General features: G+C 56.3%; 18 protein-coding genes. 13 read left to right on the top strand and 5 right to left on the bottom strand.

Annotated features, from left to right (window positions below; all coding sequences use genetic code 11):
• Positions 1-23: 23 nt before the first annotated feature.
• From AABC73_RS00655 to AABC73_RS00640, 4 genes are read right to left on the bottom strand one after another with little or no spacing between them, the layout of a single operon-like run.
• Positions 24-1,967 carry a heavy metal translocating P-type ATPase gene (locus tag AABC73_RS00655; protein ID WP_341522026.1) on the bottom strand — a complete coding sequence of 648 codons (1,944 nt, stop codon included), beginning with the start codon at positions 1,965-1,967 and terminating at the stop codon, positions 24-26.
• Positions 1,964-3,037 carry a protease modulator HflK gene (locus AABC73_RS00650; protein WP_341522025.1) on the bottom strand — a complete coding sequence of 358 codons (1,074 nt, stop codon included), beginning with the start codon at positions 3,035-3,037 and terminating at the stop codon, positions 1,964-1,966. Before AABC73_RS00650 ends, AABC73_RS00655 begins: the two co-directional genes overlap by 4 nt.
• Positions 3,034-4,059, bottom strand: coding sequence for a protease modulator HflC (locus AABC73_RS00645; protein ID WP_341522024.1), 1,026 nt, complete (start codon positions 4,057-4,059; stop codon positions 3,034-3,036). The genes AABC73_RS00650 and AABC73_RS00645 overlap by 4 nt, the downstream gene beginning before the upstream one ends.
• 11 nt (positions 4,060-4,070) lie before the next feature.
• Positions 4,071-6,017 (bottom strand): protease modulator HflK, encoded by a 1,947-nt coding sequence (locus AABC73_RS00640; RefSeq protein WP_341522023.1) that lies wholly within the window; start codon positions 6,015-6,017, stop codon positions 4,071-4,073.
• A gap of 236 nt (positions 6,018-6,253) precedes the next feature.
• On the opposite strand from AABC73_RS00640, the gene AABC73_RS00635 reads away from it, so the two are divergent.
• From AABC73_RS00635 to AABC73_RS00625, 3 genes are read left to right on the top strand one after another with little or no spacing between them, the layout of a single operon-like run.
• Positions 6,254-8,299, top strand: coding sequence for a type VI secretion system tip protein VgrG (locus AABC73_RS00635; protein ID WP_341522022.1), 2,046 nt, complete (start codon positions 6,254-6,256; stop codon positions 8,297-8,299).
• Positions 8,296-9,171: a DUF4123 domain-containing protein gene (locus AABC73_RS00630; protein ID WP_341522021.1), complete on the top strand. Its 876-nt coding sequence runs from the start codon at positions 8,296-8,298 to the stop codon at positions 9,169-9,171. Before AABC73_RS00635 ends, AABC73_RS00630 begins: the two co-directional genes overlap by 4 nt.
• On the top strand, positions 9,164-11,662 hold the full coding sequence (locus AABC73_RS00625) for a toxin VasX (RefSeq protein WP_341522020.1): 2,499 nt from the start codon (positions 9,164-9,166) through the stop codon (positions 11,660-11,662). Before AABC73_RS00630 ends, AABC73_RS00625 begins: the two co-directional genes overlap by 8 nt.
• Positions 11,663-11,783: 121 nt before the next feature.
• Here AABC73_RS00625 and AABC73_RS00620 read toward each other — a convergent pair whose 3' ends face one another.
• Positions 11,784-12,773, bottom strand: coding sequence for an IS5 family transposase (locus AABC73_RS00620; RefSeq protein WP_341521129.1), 990 nt, complete (start codon positions 12,771-12,773; stop codon positions 11,784-11,786).
• On the opposite strand from AABC73_RS00620, the gene AABC73_RS00615 reads away from it, so the two are divergent.
• The 10 genes from AABC73_RS00615 to betT all read left to right on the top strand — a co-directional run bounded on the left by AABC73_RS00615 (position 12,727) and on the right by betT (position 21,876).
• Positions 12,727-13,728 carry a hypothetical protein gene (locus AABC73_RS00615; protein ID WP_341522019.1) on the top strand — a complete coding sequence of 334 codons (1,002 nt, stop codon included), beginning with the start codon at positions 12,727-12,729 and terminating at the stop codon, positions 13,726-13,728. The two genes, AABC73_RS00620 and AABC73_RS00615, sit on opposite strands and share 47 nt — an antisense overlap.
• A 5-nt stretch (positions 13,729-13,733) precedes the next feature.
• On the top strand, positions 13,734-14,456 hold the full coding sequence (locus AABC73_RS00610) for a hypothetical protein (protein ID WP_341522018.1): 723 nt from the start codon (positions 13,734-13,736) through the stop codon (positions 14,454-14,456).
• Between the two features lie 558 nt (positions 14,457-15,014).
• Entirely contained in the window at positions 15,015-16,028 is a 1,014-nt protein-coding gene (locus AABC73_RS00605) for an IS30 family transposase (protein ID WP_341522017.1), read from the top strand.
• A 153-nt stretch (positions 16,029-16,181) separates the two neighbouring features.
• The gene (locus AABC73_RS00600; RefSeq protein WP_341522016.1) at positions 16,182-16,472 is read left to right on the top strand and encodes a hypothetical protein; all 291 of its coding nucleotides are present in this window, start codon (positions 16,182-16,184) and stop codon (positions 16,470-16,472) included.
• A 39-nt stretch (positions 16,473-16,511) separates the two neighbouring features.
• Positions 16,512-17,234: a hypothetical protein gene (locus AABC73_RS00595; protein WP_341522015.1), complete on the top strand. Its 723-nt coding sequence runs from the start codon at positions 16,512-16,514 to the stop codon at positions 17,232-17,234.
• 197 nt (positions 17,235-17,431) lie between these two features.
• On the top strand, positions 17,432-18,151 hold the full coding sequence (locus AABC73_RS00590) for a hypothetical protein (protein ID WP_341522014.1): 720 nt from the start codon (positions 17,432-17,434) through the stop codon (positions 18,149-18,151).
• A gap of 38 nt (positions 18,152-18,189) precedes the next feature.
• Complete coding sequence (locus AABC73_RS00585) at positions 18,190-18,453, top strand: hypothetical protein (protein ID WP_341522013.1); 264 nt, start codon at positions 18,190-18,192, stop codon at positions 18,451-18,453.
• Positions 18,444-18,929: a hypothetical protein gene (locus AABC73_RS00580; protein WP_341522012.1), complete on the top strand. Its 486-nt coding sequence runs from the start codon at positions 18,444-18,446 to the stop codon at positions 18,927-18,929. Before AABC73_RS00585 ends, AABC73_RS00580 begins: the two co-directional genes overlap by 10 nt.
• Positions 18,922-19,647: a hypothetical protein gene (locus AABC73_RS00575; RefSeq protein WP_341522011.1), complete on the top strand. Its 726-nt coding sequence runs from the start codon at positions 18,922-18,924 to the stop codon at positions 19,645-19,647. Before AABC73_RS00580 ends, AABC73_RS00575 begins: the two co-directional genes overlap by 8 nt.
• 273 nt (positions 19,648-19,920) lie before the next feature.
• Positions 19,921-21,876: a choline transporter BetT gene (betT, locus tag AABC73_RS00570; RefSeq protein WP_341524362.1), complete on the top strand. Its 1,956-nt coding sequence runs from the start codon at positions 19,921-19,923 to the stop codon at positions 21,874-21,876.
• Positions 21,877-21,956 lie beyond the last annotated feature (80 nt).

Raw genomic sequence — 21,956 nt, 5'->3', positions numbered from 1 at the left:
CTTTGCGCCAAACCGAGGTTTTTTCAGGCCTGTGGCGTCGTATCCAACTTTAGTAGCGGCTCCTGAAAACGCAACAATCTGCCCGCGTTGCCCAGCACCAGAAGCGTACTCAGATTGTGCAGAATGGCGGCGACCATCGCTCCTGCCGCGCCCAACAGACCAAAGGCGGCAAACGCAACGATGGCCAGCGTCCAGCCCAGGCCGATGATCACGTTGACTTGCAGGGTTCGCCGACACTGACGGCTCAAGCGCACGCAAGTGCCCAGGCGGCGCAGGTCGCTGCCGATCAGCACGATGTCAGCCGATGCCAGCGCGATATCGGCACCGCCCGCGCCCATCGCCACGCCGACCACTCCGGCTTTCAGGGCCAGCGAATCATTGATCCCGTCGCCCACCACCATGGGCCGGAAACCACTGGCGATTTCGCCGCGTACCCGGGTGAGTTTGTCTTCCGGCAGCGCCTGGGATTCCACATCGGCGATGCCGACCTCCAGGGCCAGACTGTCGGCCACGGTTTTGCGATCCCCGGTCAGCAGCAGTTGCCGGCCCATACCCAGCTCCCGCAGCTCAGCCAAGGCAAAACGCGCTTCGGGCTTGAGGCTGTCGGCGAGCAATAGCCAGGCAAGGAACACCCCGTCCATTGCCAGGCCAGCGATAGGTCCGTCGTGATTGGGCACGGCTGAAGTGGCGATATTGAGCTGTTCGAACAGCTCGGGACGGCCCAGCGCAGCTTCGCCGTGTTCCGTGAACGCGATCACGCCCAAGCCTTGCCGCTCACGAATATCGCTCAGTGCCAGCAGTTGATCCTTGCCCACCAAACCAGCCAGCGCGCGGCTGACCGGATGGCTGCTGGCCGAGCCAAGACTCGCCGCAAGGGGCAACAAGTCCGCACGCTCGGCACCGACCGCCTGCACGGATTCAAGGCGCAACGTGCCGAACGTCAGCGTGCCGGTTTTATCCACCACCAACGAAGTCAGATCGGCCAACTCTTCGAGAAATGCCGAGCTGCGAATCAGAATCCCGTGACGCGCGGCAACGGCAATGCCTGCAATGGCCGTCGCCGGGGCCGACAACACCAGGGCGCACGGACAAGCCGCCACCAATACCGCCAACATTGCCTGGGCATTGTTGGTGATGAACCAGGTCACGGCGGCAATCAGCAACACCAAAACCATGTAACTACCGGCGTAGCGTTCCAGCAGCCGGGTAATCGGCGGCTTGGAGCGCTCCGCGCTTTGCATCAGCGCGATCACTTTGCCCAGCGTCGATTCATTGCCGATGCGTGTCACCTCGATGCGCAGCAAGCCGTCGAGATTGATCGCGCCGCCGAACACTTCGATGCCCGCCCTCGCCTCCAGCGGCACGGACTCGCCGGTGATCGGCGCGGTGTCGAGACTGGCCTGTCCGGAAATCACCAGACCGTCAGCGGGCACACGATCCCCAGCGCGAACTTCCACTTGATCCCCGGCCACCAGCGTCGAGTTGTCCACTTCGCGAATGCTGCCGTCGACGTCGATCAGCCGCGCGTGGCTGCGGGTCAAACGCCCCAGCGCCTGAATCGCTTCCTGGGAGCCGATCACGCTGCGTTCTTCCAGCACGTGGCCGAAGATCATGATGATCGGCAACAAGGCAGCGGTCATCAAATCACCGGTTGCCCAGGCACCCAGCATCGCCAGCGCGATCAGTTGATCGGTGATGCCGTGCAGGCTCGGATGACGCAGGCTGTGCCATCCGGCGCTGACCACGGGAATCGCCACCAGCAAGGAGGCCGCACCCAGCAGCAATTGACTGACGCCGGTTTGTTCCGGTGCCACAAATCGCCAGACCAACCCGAGCCCAAGCAAACCCAGGGCGAGCATCGCCAACGTCAGTTGCCGGGCCGCGCTGCGTTGTTCCGCACCGCTGAGCATGCTCCCCGCCGGTTGCGGCGCGGCATGGCTGTGATCGTGAACGGCTTCGCCAGTCATTTTTCTGCTCCCTGAATAATCAGGCGGGAATCGTCTTTGGGATCGACCGTGGTTACCGAACCGGCCTGACCGAGAATCTTCGGCACCCGTTCGCGATAGATGCGTTGCAGCAAACCGGGGTCACTCTGGTTTTGAATCGACTGCGCGAGGCTGGTCACCGTGGCGGTGTCGGTCTGAGCTTTGGCCAGACGTTCCGAAGCCTGTGCATGGGCGACTTGCAATGTGCGGTCAGCTTGTTGATTGGCGGACTGATTGAGCTTTTCCGCATCGTTGCGCGCGTTGGCGACGGCTTGATCCGCGAGCTGGCTGGCAGTCAGCACAGCGTTGAAGGCATTGATCGCCGCCGTGGGCAGGCTCGATTGCACATCGACCCGCGCCACTTCGATGCCAATGCCCACGCCGGTAGCGTTGAGTTCAGCCAGGCGCTGATTGATGCCGCGCACCAGATCGCCACGCAGACGCTCCCGACGCTCGGCAGCCTTGCTGTCAGCGGTGACCAGCTCGGGGCGGGCAACCAGAATAGTGTCCAGATCTCTGGCCGCAGTCAGCGCCACGGCGCTGCGATTGACCAAGCGATCCAGCGCCGGCAAGACATGATCGCCTTGCAGCACGAACGCATAAGGGTCGGTCACCTTGTAGTACACCGTGACGTCCAGCTGTACGACACCGGCGTCACCGGTCAGCAGAAAACCGGAACCGGCCAGCGCATCGCTCATCGGCGCCGCAAAACTCGCGACCCGATCGGCCTGCACCGCCTGGAAAGAACGCAGCAGGGTTTCCACTCGACGCTCGATGACTCGATCCGCCGAAGGCAGCAACACGACTTGCTCGAAAGGCTGCGGCCACGCGGTCAGCAAACCGGCGTTCTGGATGCGTTCCAGCGCACCGAGACGCAACACCACCGCGCGATTCTGCGGATCGATCTGCCGCACATTGGACAACGCCCAGCCCAGCGCGGCCAGCAAGGTCACGCCATACAACGCAATGAACGCCAGGCGACTGGCTTGCAGCCACGGGCTGTTCACTGGCGGCCGCTCAACCTGTTCGTTGATGGCTCCTTGCTCGCTCATGGCTGCGATCCGCTCTTGTTATCCAGCGTCGGCGGGCCGTCGATCAGCACCCGGAACGGAGCCGCATCAGTGCGCAGAATCAATTTGGTGCCCGGCGTGACGATGGTGCCCAGCGTGTCCAGCGAACGCAGCAGGTTGTACAGCTGCGGCGAACCCGCGTAGGCGCGGCCGTAGATCTGCGCGGCCTCGACCCGGGATTGCGCTTCGATATCCGCCGCCTTGACCGTCGCATCCGCCTCGACAATGCGCGCGTCGCGCTCAGCGGCCGAGCGAATCTGCGCGGCTTCGCGCTTGCCCACGGCGGTGCGTTCAGTGGCGATGGTTTCGCGTTCGGCGCGCATCCGGTCAACCGTGGCGTTGAGAGTCACCGAAGGCAATGTCAGACGCTCGACACCGACTTGCAGGACGCGCACGCCATACGTTGTAAGCAGTTGCTGATCGATCTGCTGCCGCAGCTGGTTTTCGAAATCGGCAATCCGCACCTGGCTGGCATCGGTATTGACCAGACTCGACAAATCGAAGCTGCTGGCCGTGGTTTCCAGCGCCGAGCCGACGAAGGTGCGGATCTGGCGGGCGGCTTCGTCCGGCTGGTTCTGCACGGCGCGCATGAAGCGCTGCACATTGTCCGGATCACCTTGAACCTGCCAGGCCACATAAGCCTGAACGATGATGCGCAGGCCGTCGCGAGTACCGACGTCCTGCAAACCGCTGGACGTGGTGCGCAGGCGCAAATCCACGGGAATCGTTGCCTCGAACGGCGCCGGCCAGCGCCAGCTCAGACCTGGCTCCAGCAGCACGCGGGAGGGATTGCCGAAACGCGTGATGACCGTGGCTTCGCCCGAGCGGACTTGCACCAGGCTGGCCGCCGCGACTGCGAAGGCAATCAACACCGCCGCCAATGCCGCGCGCCGCCAGGGGAACGCCGCGGGGCCAGCGCTTTCGCCATGGTGATGCCCGTGATGATGGCCGCTGTGATCGTGTCCGGCGTGATCGTGATGATCGTGGTTATGAAACAGACTCAAGGGTCGACTCCTTATTGAACGGCTTTACTCGGCGCCGTTGGGTCTGCCGGTAGAGTGAAAGTACGCAGGTCGATGGTCGGCGCATTGTTCGCGCCGCCCAGACGGTGATCGAGCACCAACAATTTGGCGTGGGCCAGGCCCTGGCTCAGCTGGGTCAGGTATTGCTCCAGCAGAAAGGCTTGCCCGGCCTTGGCGAAGCCCTGGCGCTCGGCACTGAAGCGCAAGTCCGCGCCTTGCGCCGTGGCCATGACTTCCCGGGCGTTCGCCGTGGCCTGGTCCCGCGCAATGCTGGCGTTGAGTTGCGCTACGTTGGCCTTGTCACTGGCCGCGCCGCGCTCCCGGGAAATCAGCGCCTGGGCACTGATCTGCGCGGCTTGCACCGCGTGATAAGCATTGGCCGCGCCCGCTGGCGGATGGATGGCTTCCACCACCGTGGCGAGGATTTCCACGCCGCTGTCCAATTGCTTGAGATCGGCCTGCACCGCCTTGCCAATGTCGTCAGCCAGACCGGCGCGTTGTTCGCCGAGCAGTTCGTCGAGGGTTCGCGAGGCAAAGTCATGCACCAACACCCGGCTGGCGGTGCTGCGGATCAAGGTCGGTACATCGGCGGCGTTATAGGTCGCAGCCATGGCGGCTTGATCGGTCAGGCCGATGCGGTAGACGAAACGCACGTCCATGTTGACGATCTGGAAGCCCTGTTTATCCCCGGCGCTGCTGGCGATCACCTGGGATTTCTCGTTGATGTGGCTGGCGTCCCACAAGCGATTGGCGGTCAGCGGCGGCGGGCCTTCGGCGGGGTCTTGCACCTGTTCGAGGGCACTGGAATCCGAGACGCTGGTCGCCAGTTCATGCACCACGCCGTTTTCCACCGCGATCACCCGCCCGAAGGGCCAAGGCAATCCGCCATGCAGGCCGGGGCCGAAAACCTCCACAGGCTTGCCAAACCGTTCGTAGATGCCTCGGCCTTGCATGGGGATTTCATGCACACCGCTCAGCACCCAACCCAGCGCCACCACCACTGCCAGCACCGGGAGAAAGGCGCGACGCATGTAGGTAAACGCCCAGATCTGCCGCAGATCGATGCCGAAACGGTTGTGCAGTTCGTGTTGCAGCGCCAGCAGCGGTTGCGGTGGCCAGCGCAGCAGACCGGCGACAAAACTGCTGGCCGTCAGACGCGGCTCGATGCGTACGTTGCGCGGGCTGAATAATGATAGTGCGGCGCGCAGCAGGAATTCGACCGCCACCAATCCAGGCAACAGACCGATCAACACCGCCAATCGCGCCGGCCAGACGCGGTCGGCACTGGAGAAAAACAGACACAGCGCGCCGACCAGCAACACCGCAATCGCCACGCGGGTCAGCTGCGCCAGTTGCCCGGCTTCAGGCCATTCGGCGGCAAGCTCGGCGCTGAACTGTCGCTCAAGCACCAACAAGCCAAACGCCAGCAGCAGAATCGCGCCGCCCGCAAGGTTACCCAGTTGCGAGAGATTACTGCCCGGCAGCGTCAGGTTCCAGATCAACTGGATGCTGATCAACGCCAGCAATGCCCAGCCGCCCAGCCACAACGTCGGCTTGCCAATCTGCGCGACCAGCGATGTTCCGCTGCCGCTGATACGCGCTAATAGGCGCTCATACCAGCCGGACTCTTCTGCCAGGTTTTGCTTGATGATTAGCGGCGCGATGCTGCCCAAGGCTCGCGCGCGCCACAAAGCGACGCCCTGCGTCGATTGCAACCCGGCAGCCAGCAGCAACAATGCAGCGGCGCCAGTGGTCAGCACTGCCGTCCACAAGGAATTGGGCGAGAACAGATCAACGAACAACGACAACACCAACCCGGCGCCACCCAAACCAGCGGCCAGCCACGTCAGCCGCAAAAGCCGCGCCGCCTGCACCGCCGCCCTCTGAAACCGCGGCAAGCCATCCAGCCTGTCGTGCTCAACATCCAGATCAACCCGCATCACTACCCCAAAACTTACTGAATGTTTCTGTATGGATTCACTGCACGAAAACCGGCTGTGCAGGAGCGTTACGATATAACAGAAATGGTGAAATTTTTGTGCGGCTTTGCATTCATCACCAAGAGCAGTCGCGATAACTACCAGAATGTTCCTACAAAATATTCGGCCTGATACCTACTTACACGCCAGGCGTCTACACGCAAAGTTCTGCCTTTCCCCAGGCCAAGGACTTGCCCATGCTCACCCCCGCCAACCAAGCCACGTTCACGCTGGATATCGCGGGGGTTGAGCATCAGCTTCGCGTCCTGAGTTTCACCGCTAAAGAGGCCGTCAGCCGGCCCTTCAGTGTGCGTATCGAGCTGGTCAGCGAACGGGCCAACCTCGCGCTTGAAGACCTGCTGCATCGGCAGGCGTTTCTGGCCTTTGACGCTGTGGGCAACGGGCTGCACGGGCAGATCGGCGAGATTGCCCAAGGCGATTCCGGCAAGCGTTTCACCCACTATTTCATCCGGTTGGTGCCGAACCTGCTGCGCCTCGAGCATCGGCATAATCACCGGATTTTCCAGAATAAGAGCGTGCCGGAAATCATTGCCCTGGTGCTCAAGGACCACGGTATTCTCGCCGACGAGTTCGCGTTCCGCCTGAGCAGCAAAAGCTGCCCGCCGCGCGACTACTGCACCCAGTACCACGAAACCGACCTGCACTTCGTTCGCCGCCTGTGTGAAGAGGAGGGTTTGTCCTTCCACTTTGAGCACAGCCGCGACCGGCACCTGCTGATCTTCGCCGACGATCCTGTCGCACTGCCCAACCTGAAAAATCCTACGGCCTACCTGCAAGGCAACGGGCTGGTGGCCCAAGCGCCGGTGATCAACGCCTTCAACGTGCGCCTCGCCACCCGCACCGGCAAAGTCAGTCGCCAGACCTACGATTTCGAACAACCCGGGATCGACATGCGCGCCAGTGCGAAGCTGGCGGACGGGCGCCTGGACCTTGAGGATTACCGGTATCCGGCGCCGTTCAATGACCGGCAGATCGGCGCGCGTCAGGCGCAAACCGTGCTGGAACGGCATCGCAGCGACTATCAACTGGCCAGCGGCAAAAGCGATCAGCCGGCCCTGCTCAGCGGCCATCTGCTGACCCTCGCCGAGCATCCCCGTGAGGACTGGAATGCCCAGTGGCTGCTGGTTTCCGTGGTTCATGAAGGCAAACAGCCGCAGGTGCTGGAAGAATACAGCGACCGCGCCGCGCAGCCCGGCGAGTTCAGTCAGGGCTACCAAAACCGCTTCGAAGCGATCCCCGGCCTGACGCCGTTTCGCCCGCCACTGAAACATCCCAAACCGCGCATTCTTGGCAGCCAACACGCCATCGTCAGCGGCCCGCCGGGCGAAGAGATTCATTGCGATGCGTACGGTCGGGTCAAGGTCAAGTTCTACTGGGACCGCGAAGGTGTGCAAGACGAACACGCCAGTTGCTGGCTGCGGGTCGCCACCGGCTGGGCCCACGACCAATACGGCACGGCGATGATTCCTCGGGTCGGCATGGAAGTGGTGATCGGTTATTTCGAGGCCGATCCCGACCAGCCTTACGTGCAGGCCTGCCTGCCCAACGCCAGCACGCGCATCCCGCTGGACCTGCCCGCGCAGAAAACCCAGACTTTGCTCAAGACCCACAGTAGCCCCGGCGGCGGTGGTTATAACGAACTGAAAATCGAGGACCGCCAGGGCCAGGAAGAAATCGCCATCCGCGCGCAACGCGACTGGAAAGAACATGTGCTCAACGACCAGTCGATCCAGGTCGACAACCAGCGCAGCGTCCTGGTCACGGGGCTGTCCAGCCATGAACTGCAAGGCGAAGAACATCACCTGACCCTCGGACCGCGCAAGACACAGGTCTTGGCAGACGATTCCCTGACCGTAGTGGGCAATCAGCACATCAGCGCGGCGAATCATCTGGTCAGTGCGGCGCTGGAAGTCCACCTGGCTGCCGGGCAGCACATGATCGTCGACGCGACCCTCAGCACCACAATCAAGGCCGGCGGGCACTGGATTTCGATTACACCTGCAGGAATTTTCAGCAGCGTGCCGATTCTGCTGGGCGGTCTGCCGATGCCGGGGATGCCAGCGGTGCCGCTTCCACCTATACCGCTCGAAAAACGAGTCGCGGCTCCCGGTGCTCCGTCCATGCCGGTGCCCGAAGTGGCTGTCGAAGCCCTTCGTAATGAATTCAAACTACTACCGTCTCGCTGCGAAGCGTGCGAAGCGCTGGCGGAGTCTGGTCAATGAATCATCCTGCCCAAGCCAACTATCTGCTGATTGACGGTGCATTGAGGCCAGACGCACTTGTGGGGCTTTATCAGCGCCACGAGCTGTTCGAAATTGACGCGCTATATCTGGGAACCCGCTGGAAGGATCTTCACGATCTGGGACCGATTCTGATCAGGCCTGACTCACGTAGCTCGTTGCTGTCGGATTGGCTTGAGCATGAATCGCTGCGCAAGGACTCAACCCTTATCTACAGCCGCGCCGACATCGACCAAGTCGCCGCGCATCTGCGCCATTTCATTTCTCCACCGGATTGTCTGGGCGGCGGCGGCCTGCTGCGCTTCGCCGACCCGCTGGTGACACATTTCTGGTTGTCGAGTTATCCCCATGGCGCAAGCCAGCACCTCGGGCCGATTGAGCAGTGGTGGGTTGGCGCGCCACGACAGAGCTGGGAAGCACCACACCAAGTGCAGTGGCAGACATTCAGCGGTCCCGGCGCCGAATTCGTGTGGGACGAGCGCCATGCCGTGCTGGGCGAAGATCAGCTTGACGCGCTGGATCTGGCTCAGCGCTGGCGATTTACCGGCCGTATCTACAACTGGCTTGGCGAGCGCTCACCGGATTTATTTTCTGGTTTAACCGGTTCGCAGATCAGCGACTGGCTGAACTCCAGTCTGCAGGCGGGTCTGGAATGGGGCCTTGTCACTGAACGTGCGCTCGCCATGTGGATGGAGGCTTGTGCCGACTACGGCGAGGATTTCGCCACCCGAGCGCAAGGCCCTTATCCGCAGTGGTTAAGCCAGAACGCGACGAACGCCGGACTGGCACCAGAGCTGCGCATCCGTGCTTTCGAACTCCATAGCCGCACGCACAAGGAAGTCGTTCATGACTGAAAAAGACGGCCAATTGCCTCAACGCCGCGATTCCCAATTTTCCGACACCACCCTTTCCGGGACGGGCACTTGCCCGTTCAAAGGTCCTGACATCGCAATCGTGCCCATGCGCTACGCCCTGGACCGCTCACGCTACGACGTCAATCCCGGCAACCTCACGCCTTTGACCACCAGCGGAAAATGGGCGCGCTATCCCAGGTTGCAAACCCGCAGCCTGACCTTGCGCCAACTGCGCGATGGATTTGTGTACGTCTATAACGAAACGGACGAGGTGCTGCATGAATATGCCTTCGTTGCCCAGGACGCGAGTTTGACGCGGATTGTCTGGAGCGACGCCGAGCCCGGGCTGCATATCCGGGCAAAAAAAGGCAAGAGCCGCACGCATCTGCTGTATCCGCGAACCAGCACATTGCGCATCGCATTCTCGCCCTGGCAATGGACTTGGCGCATGTGTGAACACATGCGTTCCAGCCCGGTAAATCGCACGTCATGGATGCATCCACTGGACCTGCGCGATTACTGCCGCGATATGTCGGTCACCCATGCACTGCCATTGGCCCGCTTGAGCGAAAAAGTTGTGGCCGACGTCGATCCTTACTCTGTCGATCACGACGGGCGCTTCGCCGATTCAGCCCATCCGCCGGTGGTACCTGAAGGTGCCGCATACAAGCCAGTGCCGCTGGCCGCAGATGTCGTCTGGACCGGCAGCGTCGAAGACAAGTCCAGCGCCGTTCTGTTAGCTCTCGACGATTCATTGGGCATGCTGGAAGACCTGGGCATGCAACTCATCGCCGATCAGGCCGCGCTCTTCGCGTTTCAGGCCGAGCATGAGCATGCGATGAATATCGCGGGCATCGTCGAGCGCCTTTGCGGTGTCGGCGGCGACCCGGCATTGCTGCCAGCCTCGGTTAAAGGCGATGAGGCGAAAACCCGACAATACATTCGCGACATCGAAGCGTATTTCGAGGAGCTGGACGTTGAGGATCGAGCCGCTGCGGGAACCGAAGGGCTCATTCTGGGGGTGGTCGAATTGCCTTCGACCACATTGGGCTACGAGCTAAAAAGCCGCTATGGCCGCCTGCCCGACCCGGCATTGCGCAGCAGCTGGCAGGATCGCCGCAAATGGCGTCGCGAAGTCGACCTCGATGCCGCTCGGGATTTCACCGAAGCCCGGCAGCCACAACTCAACAGCCTGAAGCAGCACATCACGCAAACCCAGGACGATATCAAGGCCATCGGCGAGCATATCGGCACTGATCCGATGCGTCTGTTCATCGACACCACTAACGTCACCTCGCTGCACTGCCTTCTGGACCTCACGGCCGAACTGTTGTGCAGCCTCAGCCAGGACGTGAGCTTTTCCCGATGGCTGCAAAAAGAGGAAGAGCGAAGCAGAACCCTGTTCGGCCTGACCCGCTTTGGCTTCTCGGCCCCCATCAAAGAGGCGATGACCAACGAGGCCAATCGCCTGATGTCCGGCATCACCGACTTCACCGCCCTGGCGGGCCGGGCGGGAGAGATTAATGGTTTCCTCAATCACGATGCGATAGCGGCACATCCCTGGATAAGGGTCTTGAGCGAGCCCGTGCAGCTGACGCTCCAGGCGTTGACGGAATTAGCCAAGGGCGCCGGCAAAACGACCTTGGAACAGATTCAGCTGGCGTTCATCGCGGTGGACAGTCGCATGAGCGATCAGGCCATTGCCCTGCGCAATCTCACCATCGGTCATTTGCTGTTCAGCCATCAGGACCGACTGAAGATTGACCAGGAATTCAACGAGCGCATCGCCGCCTGGAGCAAGGAAGCAGAACGACTGCGTAACGAAAAACTGGTCGTTGAGCACCACTGGTCAAACCCGGGCGGTCGTTATGACCGCAAGCGAGTGGCAGAAGTACTGGTCGAACTGAACGAGCACATCGAGCAGCACAATCTGCAACGACCGCATTTACTGGACTACGCCCAAAACCGTTACCTGCGCCGACTGCAAATGGAAATCGCCCACTTCCACAAAAACAGCGCTCAGCTGGCCGGCAACTGGCAAAGCCACGCCCGAGCCTTTACCGAACAACATGGGCTCAATGCAGGCGCAATTACCTGGGGCCTGGTGGTCGTCAACTTCTTCAATACGATGGCTACATATCAGCTCGCCAGTAAAGACGGCGATCTGAATGCCAAGGACTGGGCAAAGATCGGCTCCGCAGCGGCTTACACCGGGAACGCGCTGATGGCGGTTTTTGTGGAGACGGCTTGGGTGGGGATGAAGGGGTTGGAGACGGAAATCCGAGATAAAAAAATAGTTAAAATTACTGGCAAGTCAGCAAGCTATTGGGCCGGAACCGAGGGTAGGACTCAGTCTTGGGGGAAATTGATTCCTGGATTCGGTGCGCGATTAGTTGGACTCGGCGGATTTGCAGTCGTAGCCGCTTCATTGGAATTATGGGATATCCAAGACGACCTAAGTCAGTCTAACGTCGCTCTAGGGAAGGTCTGAAATAGGCAGACGTTTTCAACGGCCCCGTTGCTTGAGGCTCAAAAAATGTCGACTCAATCGAAAATCAGACCTTTTCCTCTATTAATTCCCCTTTTTTCTGCGTATGAGCGCTTTTCAGCGCTCATTGTCCGCAATACAGACGCACCTCTCCTGCATTCAGCAATCGTTTTCGCATCATCCACAGGTTCGACAGCGCAAACAGCGTGGTCTGCTGTGCGGTGTTTTTAACAAGGCCCCGGAAGCGCACTTTCGTATAACCAAACTGACGCTTGATCACTCGAAACGGATGCTCAACCTTGGCACGCAGCTGAGCTTTCGCGTATTCGATTTTGCGACGCATGCGCCCGATCAGGCTCTTCTTTGCATGCTTTTTATAGCTGCTGGGCCGCGCCGCAATCGACCAGATCATTTGGCGATCTTGATGCTCGGGACGCTTTTCGACGCCGGTGTAACCGGCATCGCCAGAGACGTAAGTTTCTTCTCCGTGCAGTAACTGATCGACCTGGGTTACGTCCGCCACATTCGCCGCAGTGCCCACTACGCTATGCACCAAACCGGATTCGGCATCGACACCGATGTGCGATTTCATCCCGAAGAAATATTGATTTCCTTTCTTCGTCTGGTGCATCTCAGGGTCACGTTTTCCGTCCTTGTTCTTGGTCGAACTCGGCGCATGAATGATCGTCGCATCGACCACGGTGCCTTGGCGCAGCAACAAACCACGGTCGCCCAAATAGCCATTGATCACCTGCAAAATCCCGCCGGCCAACTCATGTTTTTCCAGCAGTCGGCGGAAATTGAGGATCGTGGTTTCGTCCGGAATCCGATCCAGATGCAGCCCGGCAAACTGGCGCAAAATTGTGGTTTCGTAGAGCGATTCTTCCATGGCCGGGTCGCTATAACCGAACCAGTTTTGCATCAAATGAACCCGCAACATCGCCATCAACGGATAGGCCGGACGACCACCTTCGCCCTTCGGATAGTGCGGTTCGATCAGTTTGATCAAGCCATTCCAGGGCACGACCTGATCCATCTCGTTCAGGAAGCGCTCACGGCGGGTTTGTTTGCGTTTGCCAGCATATTCGGCGTCAGCGAAGGAGATTTGCTTCATCGGGGCTCAACCGTTCAGTGTTTGGGACTGGCGTATTTCACCAGATTTGGAAGTCTTTTTCAGAGTTTCCCTAGATAAAACGGTTATTTCGATCAAGTGGTATGCAGTTTTAGGTATGCTCGCTGCAGGGGGATTCCAAACAGTCGCCGGTGTCTTTGCGCTCGCAGGGCATGGCTTTCTTATTCCTTGGGTAATGAATCCTTGGTTTCTCGCCGCGACTGCGATAGTTGGTCTGGTATATTTATTCGCATCCTACGCCCTTAATTACTTGAAGCGCGATATAGTTGGGAAGTGGCTGCACAAATGCCGATGGTCTCGATTCCCTGGGGAGCGATTCCAAGACGAAGCAGAAGAAAATCAGCTATTTATGAGAATTCAACTAAGTCCCGCGGTGTTCGTAAAATCGACTATGGAAACTAAGTTCATCAGCACCGGCCCCACTGGCTATTCACCGCGAGAAGTACCGAACGGCGCCTGGATTCAATTAAGAGTTCCTGAAGTTTTACGCAGCAAAGTAATCCTGATAAACCTGACGGCCAGTCGTCGTCCCGGCTTGATGATGCCGGTCGAAGCCTCAGGTAACAGCCTGAAAGAGTATTTCATCGGCTACGGAACCACCGAGTCTATTGCTGACTGGGGAAAAACCTCAGACACCAAAACGCAGATGCGCTACAACGACCCGCCCTACAGACCTGTCCCGCCGGAAGGCGAGGATGTCATATGGCAGACCTGGGTTCCTGTTGCCGACAATGCTCAATATCTGGAAATACAAATCTGGTATCCAGCTTCAATCCTACCGGTAAAAGCCGCCGACAAGGGATATCTGTATCAGGTAGAACTTGATGCCGACCGACTTTCAGAGGGCAATTCCAGTCTTGACGGCAATGACAGCGTATTGTCAATCGAAAGTCTTGGCGGTCGCAAAGAAGCTGCAAGCATTCCGATAATAGGTTGAGGCGTATGGATAGAATAGATAGTGACAACACTCGGCAATCTGAATTTACGAATTCAACCTCCGAACTTATTAGCAATCCTCTGGAAAGTTCAGCAGTTATGAGCTGGACAATCAAGGCTCATCCGCATCCAATGAGACTGGTCGACCAAGTCTTTGGGGCGTTTTGTCTTGTTCCTATTGGCTTTTATGCCTATATAAATGCTTATGGGGAGGAAAGTAGCAGGGGGCTTTATCAGGGCTCATCTATTTTTGTTCTAATCTTGCTGCTTTTTTTCTGGCTAGTAATCGCCAGAAAAAAAACGATATACAGCTACATCCTTACCGAAGACGGCGCGCATGTTGAAGATTGGCAAGACTACGCTAGTTTTACACCATACCTTTTCAAAGGTATCGCAATCACCTTTTTTGTCGCGGTTCTGACAATGATCGCCATGGAGCCAAGCTTCATATGGATGCTAGCCGGCCCGGGTGCGATGGCATTCGCGGCTTCTTCACAATTAATGAAGTTTGAAAACCCAGTCAGTCGTTACGGCACCAAATGGTCACACTATGACCTTGTCTTTATCGACCGAAAAAGAAAAATAATTGTCCCGAGCTACCAGGACGACACCATGGCCGGCTTTGAAATGTATGTCGAAGAACGCAAAATCGACGAAGTCGTCGCCCTTTTGAAAACTCTCATGCCCGACGCCGAGTTTCGCGAGGAGGAATGGGAGTGGTTTTACTAAATTGTTCATCCAACACCTTGTCAGCAGGGACCGACACTCTAAACCCGGCGCCATAAAATCCTTTGAGCCAGCCTTGAGCGCCCCGCGATTATCTGTCGCGGGAATTCCTATTTTGATAATCCGGTCGAACAACGCGCCAAAGATGGTCGCGCTATGACCTTGCCTTTACCAACCAAAAACGAAAGAGAGGCGCTGCTGTGAGTGACAGTGAGAACGCTAATGAAGTTAGTCTCGACTCAACTGATAGCATGTCGCGAGTGCTGACTCGCAAAGCTTTTAAAGGCGCGGAAATTGCGAGCTGGATGGTCAAGGCTCACCCACACCCAATGCGCGCAATTGATTTGGCACTTGGAGCGATGACATCTATACCAGTTGGCTTTTTCCTTGCCGGACTACTATTTTATGAAGATGAGGCAGAAGGCAATTTCATCGCTAGCCAAAGTGCTTTTCCCATGTTGCTGCTACTTTTTCTCTGGTTAGTCGTTGCGAGAAAAAAAACGATATATAGGGCGGCCGCAAAAACTGAGTGCAACACCTCACCTCAGGTAAGGTGCCGCCATGTCTTATACCGAACTCAGTATTGAAGAACGCGCCACGATTCAGGTCGGGCAGTACCAGAATCTCAGTCAGCGCGAAATCGCCCGGATGCTGGGCCGTAGCCCCTCCACGATTAGCCGGGAGCTTCGTCGTAATCGATGTTCCAGCACGGGCTATGCCGCGCTTGCTGCACAAACTCACACCCGTGAGAGGCGCAAAGTCTGTCGCCCTTCCAGAAAGCTGGTGGTGGGCAACGATCGCTTCGAGTTGGTTATCCACTTGCTCCGAGAGCGCTTTTCTCCTGAGCAAATCGCGGGCAAGCTGCGGCTTATGAAAATGAACTTTGAAGAAGCCTACGTTTGCCGTGAAACCATCTACAACGCCATCTATGCGCTGCCTGTAGGGCAATTGCGCAAGGAGTTGATTCAGTGCCTTCGCCAAGGGAAAAGTACGCGAAGACCTCGCTCCGGCGGTGTTGACCGGCGTGGGCAGCTCCCCGAAATGGTCAGCATCCACGTGCGTCCACCGGAAATCGAAGACCGGCAGATGCCCGGCCACTGGGAAGGCGATTTGATCAAAGGCAAGGACAATGGGTCGGCCGTTGGCACCCTCGTCGAACGGACCAGCGGGTATTTGATCCTGGTAAAAATGCGCGATGCCACCGCCACTTCGGCGGTGGAGGGGTTTAGCGCGGCGCTGAACAGCATGCCGTTGGCGGTGCGTAAAAGCATGACCTATGACCAAGGCCGGGAAATGGCTAAACACGCTGAGATCACGCAAAAAACCGGTGTGGCAATTTACTTTTGTGACCCGCATAGCCCTTGGCAGCGCGGCAGTAATGAGAACATCAACGGCCTGATTCGCCAGTACCTGCCCAAGGGTACGGATCTGTCGAGACACACTCAGGAAGAGTTGGATGCCATTTCTTATCAAATGAATATTCGCCCTCGTAAGCGATTCGGTTTTAAATGCCCGATTGAAGTGATTACCGAGGTCATGGGTATGCATCATCCAGCCCCGTCTTCAATTCAATAACTGTGTTGCACTCAGCTCCTGCAACCGCCTAGCTACATCCTTACCCAAGACGGCGCGCATGTTGAAGACTGGCAAGACTACGCAAGTTTTACACCATACATTTTCAAAGGTATCGCAATCACCTTTTTTGTCGCGGTTCTGACGATGGTTGCCATGGAGCCCAGCTTTATTTGGATGCTGGTCGGCCTTGGTGCGATGGCATTTGCGGCTTCTTCAAAACTGATGACGTTCGAAAACCCGGTCAGGCAACGCACCAAAAAATGGGCACGCTACGACCTTGTTTTTATTGACCGGAAAAGAAAAATGATCGTCACCAGCTACCAGCACAACACTATGGCTAGCTTCGAAATCCACGTCGAAAAACGCACAATCGACGAAGTCGTCGCCCTTTTGAGAACCCTCTTGCCTAACGCCGAGTTTCGCGAGGAGGAGTGGAAGTGGTGATTGAGGCTGAGTATTATTTCGTCATGGAGAAACTAACCAATGGTCACTAATGATGATGAGGCAGGCTATCAAGTTGAGCCTAAAGTAGACGAGCACCAGTTACTTGGAAATGAGTCACTCCTGGAGCCAGACATGATGAGCTGGAAGATTAAAGCGCACCCTTATCCAATATACCCGGTCGATATCATGTTCGGATTTATGGGCTCAATGAATACTATTTTTTATTTTTTTGGAGCTCTTAATGAAGACGAAAGTATAAAAGAAATTATAACGGTGATGAGCATTTTCGGGTATTTGACTTTGCTCTATTTTTTTAAAGATTTCAGAAGAAAAACAGTGTTCAACTATATTATTTCTGAAAGCGGTGGAAAAGTTGAACGCTGGCTTGACTACTCAAAATACACTGGGCACATCTTTAAAGGCATCGCGATTATTTTCTCTGTCGCGGTCCTGACAATGATCTTGATTGACCCCAGTTTCATATGGATGTTGGCCGGTCCCGGTGCAATAGGGCTAGCGGCGTGCTCAAAACTAATGACGTTCGAAAACCAGATCGAACATCACTCTACGACATGGTCGCGCTACGACCTGGTTTTCATCGATCGAAAAAGGAAAATAGTCGTCCCAAGCTACCAAAACGACACCATGGCCGGCTTTGAAATGCATGTCGAAAAACGCAAAATCGACGAAGTCGTCGCCCTTTTGAAAACTCTCATGCCCGACGCCGAGTTTCGCGAGGAGGAATGGGAGTGGTTTTACTAAATTGTGCATCCAACACCTTGTCAGCAGGGACCGACCCTCTAAACCCGGCGCCATAAAATCCTTTGAGCTAGCCTTGAGCGCCCCGCGATTATCTGTCGCAGGAATTCCTACTTTGATAATCCGGTCGAACAACGTGCCCAAAATGGTCGCGCTATGGCCTTGCCTTTACCAACCAAAAACGAAAGAGGGGCGTTGCTATGAGTGACAGCGAGAACGCTGATGAGGTTAGTCTCAACGCAAATGAGAGCAAATCAGAACTGATAACTCGCGAAAACCTTAACGGTGCGAAAATCACTGAATGGACAATCAAGGCTCATCCGTATCCAATGAGACTGGTCGACCAAGTCTTTGGGGCATTTTGTCTTGTTCCTATTGGCTTTTATGCCTATATAAATGCTTATGGGGAGGAAAGTAGCAGGGGGCTTTATCAGGGCTCATGTATTTTTGTTCTAATCTTGCTGCTTTTTTTCTGGCTAGTAATCGCCAGAAAAAAAACGATATATAGCTACATCCTGACCGAAGACGGCGCGCATGTTGAAGATTGGCAAGACTACGCAAGTTTTACACCATACATTTTCAAAGGTATCGCAATCACCTTTTTTGTCGCGGTCCTGACAATGATCGCCATGGAGCCAAGCTTCATATGGATGCTCGCCGGCCCTGGTGCGATGGCGTTTGCGGCTTCTTCAAAACTGATGACGTTCGAAAATCCGGTCAGGCAACGCACCAAAAAATGGTCACGCTACGACCTTGTTTTTATTGACCGAAAAAGAAAAATGATCGTCACCAGCTACCAGAACAACGCAATGGCCGGCTTCGAAATCCACGTCGAAAAACGCAAAATCGACGAAGTCGTCGCCCTTCTGAAAACCCTCATACCCAACGCCGAGTTTCGCGAGGAGCAGTGGAAGTGGTGATTGACGCTCAGTTTGATCTCGTCATAAGGAAATAAACTATGGCGAGCGATGATAGTGGCGCAGTTCTTCAACCAGAGCCATCAGAAAATGACCCTCAGTTGGCCGATGTTGAGCTCTTTCAAGGAGCAGAGGTTATGGCGTGGAGAATCAAAGCTCACCCCCATCTCGTATTTCCCGTTGATGCTATGTTCGGTACATTCGGAGTTATGGTAGGTATGCTTTATCTATATGGACAGTTTCATGAAAGCGAAATTTTCCGAGAGAACACAACTGGATCCTGTGTTTTATTTCTTTGCTTTTAGTATATTCTTATATAGGCGCAAGAAAAAAAACAGTTTTCAATTATCGCATTACCAAAAACGGTGGCGATGTTGAGTATTGGTTAGATCACTCAAAATATACAGGTCATGCTTTCAAGGGTATTGCCGTCTTGTCTTTTGTTGTCGTCCTGACATTGATCGCTCTGGACCCCTTTTTCATTTGGGCCCTCGCCGGGCCCGCAGGAATTGCCGTCGCTGCAGCAAGGGAGTGGCTGAATTGGGAAAATGAAATCAGCCACAGCAGTTTTAAGTGGGATAGACCTCACCTCATACTCGTCGATAGAAAGAGAGGACTTATTGTTCTTCAGCGGCGCTATGATCCCGATATTCCCTTTGAAGAAAACTATCTTTATTTTCAAACTTTTCTTCCAAAAGACCGGCTTGACGAATTTCTTGCGCTCGCGAAATTTTACGCACCGTCGGATGTGGATTATGAAGAGGGGCGTTGTTATGAGTGACAGTGAGAATGTTGATGAAGTTAGGCTCGCAACTGATAGCACGTCGAAAGTGCTGACTCGCGAAGCTCTTGAAGGTGCGGAAATTACGGGTTGGATGGTCAAGGCGCATCCGCATCCAATGCGAATGATTGATATAGCTCTAGGAATGATGACATCTATACCAGTTGGCTTTTTCCTTGCAGGACTACTATTTTATGAAGATGAGGCAGAAGGCAATTTCATCGCTAGCCAAAGTGCATTTCCCATGTTGCTGCTACTTTTTCTCTGGTTAGTAGTTGCCAGAAAAAAAACGATATATAGCTACATCCTGACCGAAGACGGCGCGCATGTTGAAGATTGGCAGGACTACGCAAGCTTTACGCCATACATTTTCAAAGGCATCGCAATCACCTTCTTTGTCGCGGTTCTTACGATGATTGCCATGGAACCTAGCTTTATCTGGATGCTCGCCGGCCCTGGTGCGATGGCGTTTGCGGCTTCTTCAAAACTGATGACGTTCGAAAATCCGGTCAGGCAACGCACCAAAAAATGGTCACGCTACGACCTTGTCTTTATCGACCGAAAAAGAAAGATGATCGTCCCCAGCTACCTGAACAACACCATGGCCGGCTTCGAAATCCACGTCGAAAAACGCAAAATCGACGAAGTTGCAGCACTTTTAAAAATCCTGATGCCCAACGCCGAATTTCGCGAGGAGGAATGGAAGTGGTTCTACTGAATCGATTCATCAACCGATTTTTTGGCAGGGAACGAACCCCCTAAACCCGGCGTCATAACCTCCCTTGAGCTGGTCTCCATCGGCCTGCGATTAGTCCCTGCGGGTGCTTTCGTGTTTTAATTGAACGCTCGTTCAATATAAATCGGTGGTTCGCTGCCCGCTTACAACAGGAGGCTTACCCTTGCTGAACCCGTTTTTTGCTGCTGTTTTCCTTCATTTGAAGGTGCAGTTTTCATGAGCACTTCTGCTACGCAATCCAGCGGTTCGGTCCGTATGAATCCGCCGGTATTTTATTTCGCGGCGTCTTTTATTCTGATTTTCGGCGTGGTTGTTATCGCGTTTCCTGAGGCTGCCGGCCAATGGTTACAGGCGGCACAGAACTGGGCGGCCAATACGGTCGGCTGGTACTACATGCTGGCGATGACTTTGTATCTGGTCTTCGTGGTGGTCACCGCCTTGTCTGGCTACGGCAAGATCAAGCTCGGTGCCGACCACGACGAGCCCGAGTTCAGTTATCTGTCCTGGGCCGGGATGTTGTTCGCCGCCGGGATCAGCATCACGCTGTTCTTCTTCTGTGTTTCCGAACCGCTGACGCACATGCTGCAACCGCCGCAAGGCGAAGGCGGGACGACTGAGTCGGCGCGGCAGGCGATGCAGTTGCTGTTTCTGCACTGGGGTCTGCATGGCTGGGGTGTGTTCGCCTTCGTCGGCATGGCGCTGGCGTATTTCGCATATCGGCATAATTTGCCGCTGGCCCTGCGTTCGGCGCTGTATCCGCTGATCGGCAAGCGCATCAATGGACCCATCGGCTATGCGGTGGATGGCTTCGGCATCATTGCAACCATCTTCGGCCTCGGTGCCGATATGGGCTTTGGCGTGTTGCACCTGAACTCTGGCCTGGATTATCTGTTCGACGTGCCGCATACCCAATGGATTCAGGTCGGGTTGATCACGCTGATGATGGGCGCGGCGATTCTGGTGGCGATTGCCGGTGTCGATAAGGGCGTGCGCGTCATGTCCGACATCAACATGTTGCTGGCCTGCGCGCTGCTGCTGTTTGTGCTGTTTGCCGGGCCAACGCAGCATTTGCTGAATACCCTGGTGCAGAACATCGGGGATTATCTGGGCGCGCTGCCGACCAAGAGTTTCGATGTCTACGCCTATAACAAGCCGAGTGACTGGCTGGGCGGCTGGACAGTGTTCTACTGGGCCTGGTGGATTGCCTGGTCGCCGTTTGTGGGCTTGTTCATCGCGCGTATTTCCCGTGGCCGGACCATTCGTGAATTCGTCTTCGGCGTACTGCTGATTCCGCTGGGCTTCACCTTGGCGTGGATGTCGATTTTCGGCAACAGCGCTATCGATCAGGTGATCAATCACGGCATGGTTGCCTTGGGGCAATCGGCGATCGATGACCCGTCGATGACCCTGTATCTGCTGCTGGAAACCTACCCGTGGAGCAAAACTGTCATCGCGGTGACGGTGTTCATCAGTTTCGTGTTCTTCGTGACCTCGGCAGATTCGGGCACGGTGGTGCTCTCAACCTTGTCGGCCAAAGGCGGCAATCCTGATGAAGACGGTCCGAAATGGCTGCGGGTTTTCTGGGGCGTCGCGACGGCGCTGATTACCAGCGGCCTGTTGTTCTCAGGCAGTATCGATGCGCTGAAATCTGCGGTGGTGCTGACTTCGCTGCCGTTCTCGCTGATTCTGTTGCTGATGATGTGGGGGCTGCACAAAGCGTTCTTCATGGAGTCCCAGCGACAGATTGCCCAGCTGTATTCGCTGGCTCCGGCATCCGGTGCGCGACGCGGCGGCTGGCGTCAGCGCCTGAGTCAGGCGGTGCATTACCCGTCACGGGACGAGGTGTATCGCTTTCTTGAGCAGACGGTGCGTCCGGCCATCGAGGACGTGACCAACGTGTTCGCCGAGAAGGGCCTGAATGTGGTTGCTCAGCCTGATCCGGCCAACGACAGCGTGAGTCTGGAAATCGGCCACGGCGAAGAACGACCGTTCATTTATCAGGTGATGATGAAGGGCTTCTTCACCCCGTCGTTCGCGCGCGGTGGCATGGGTTCCAAGCAGCTGAATAATCGTCGCTACTATCGCGCCGAGGTTCACTTGAGTGAAGGCAGCCAGGATTACGATCTGGTGGGTTACACCAAGGAGCAGGTCATCAACGACATTCTTGACCAGTACGAACGTCATATGCAGTTTTTGCATTTGGTGCGATAAGCAGCGAATCCGCCGTAGGAGCGACTTTAGCGAGAGCGTCAATTGCCCTCCCGGCTAAAGCCGGTCCTACAGTCGCGAGA

The organism is Pseudomonas sp. G.S.17 (assembly GCF_038096165.1).
Taxonomy (GTDB): Bacteria; Pseudomonadota; Gammaproteobacteria; order Pseudomonadales; family Pseudomonadaceae; genus Aquipseudomonas.
This window is presented reverse-complemented; position numbering and strand designations above follow the sequence as displayed.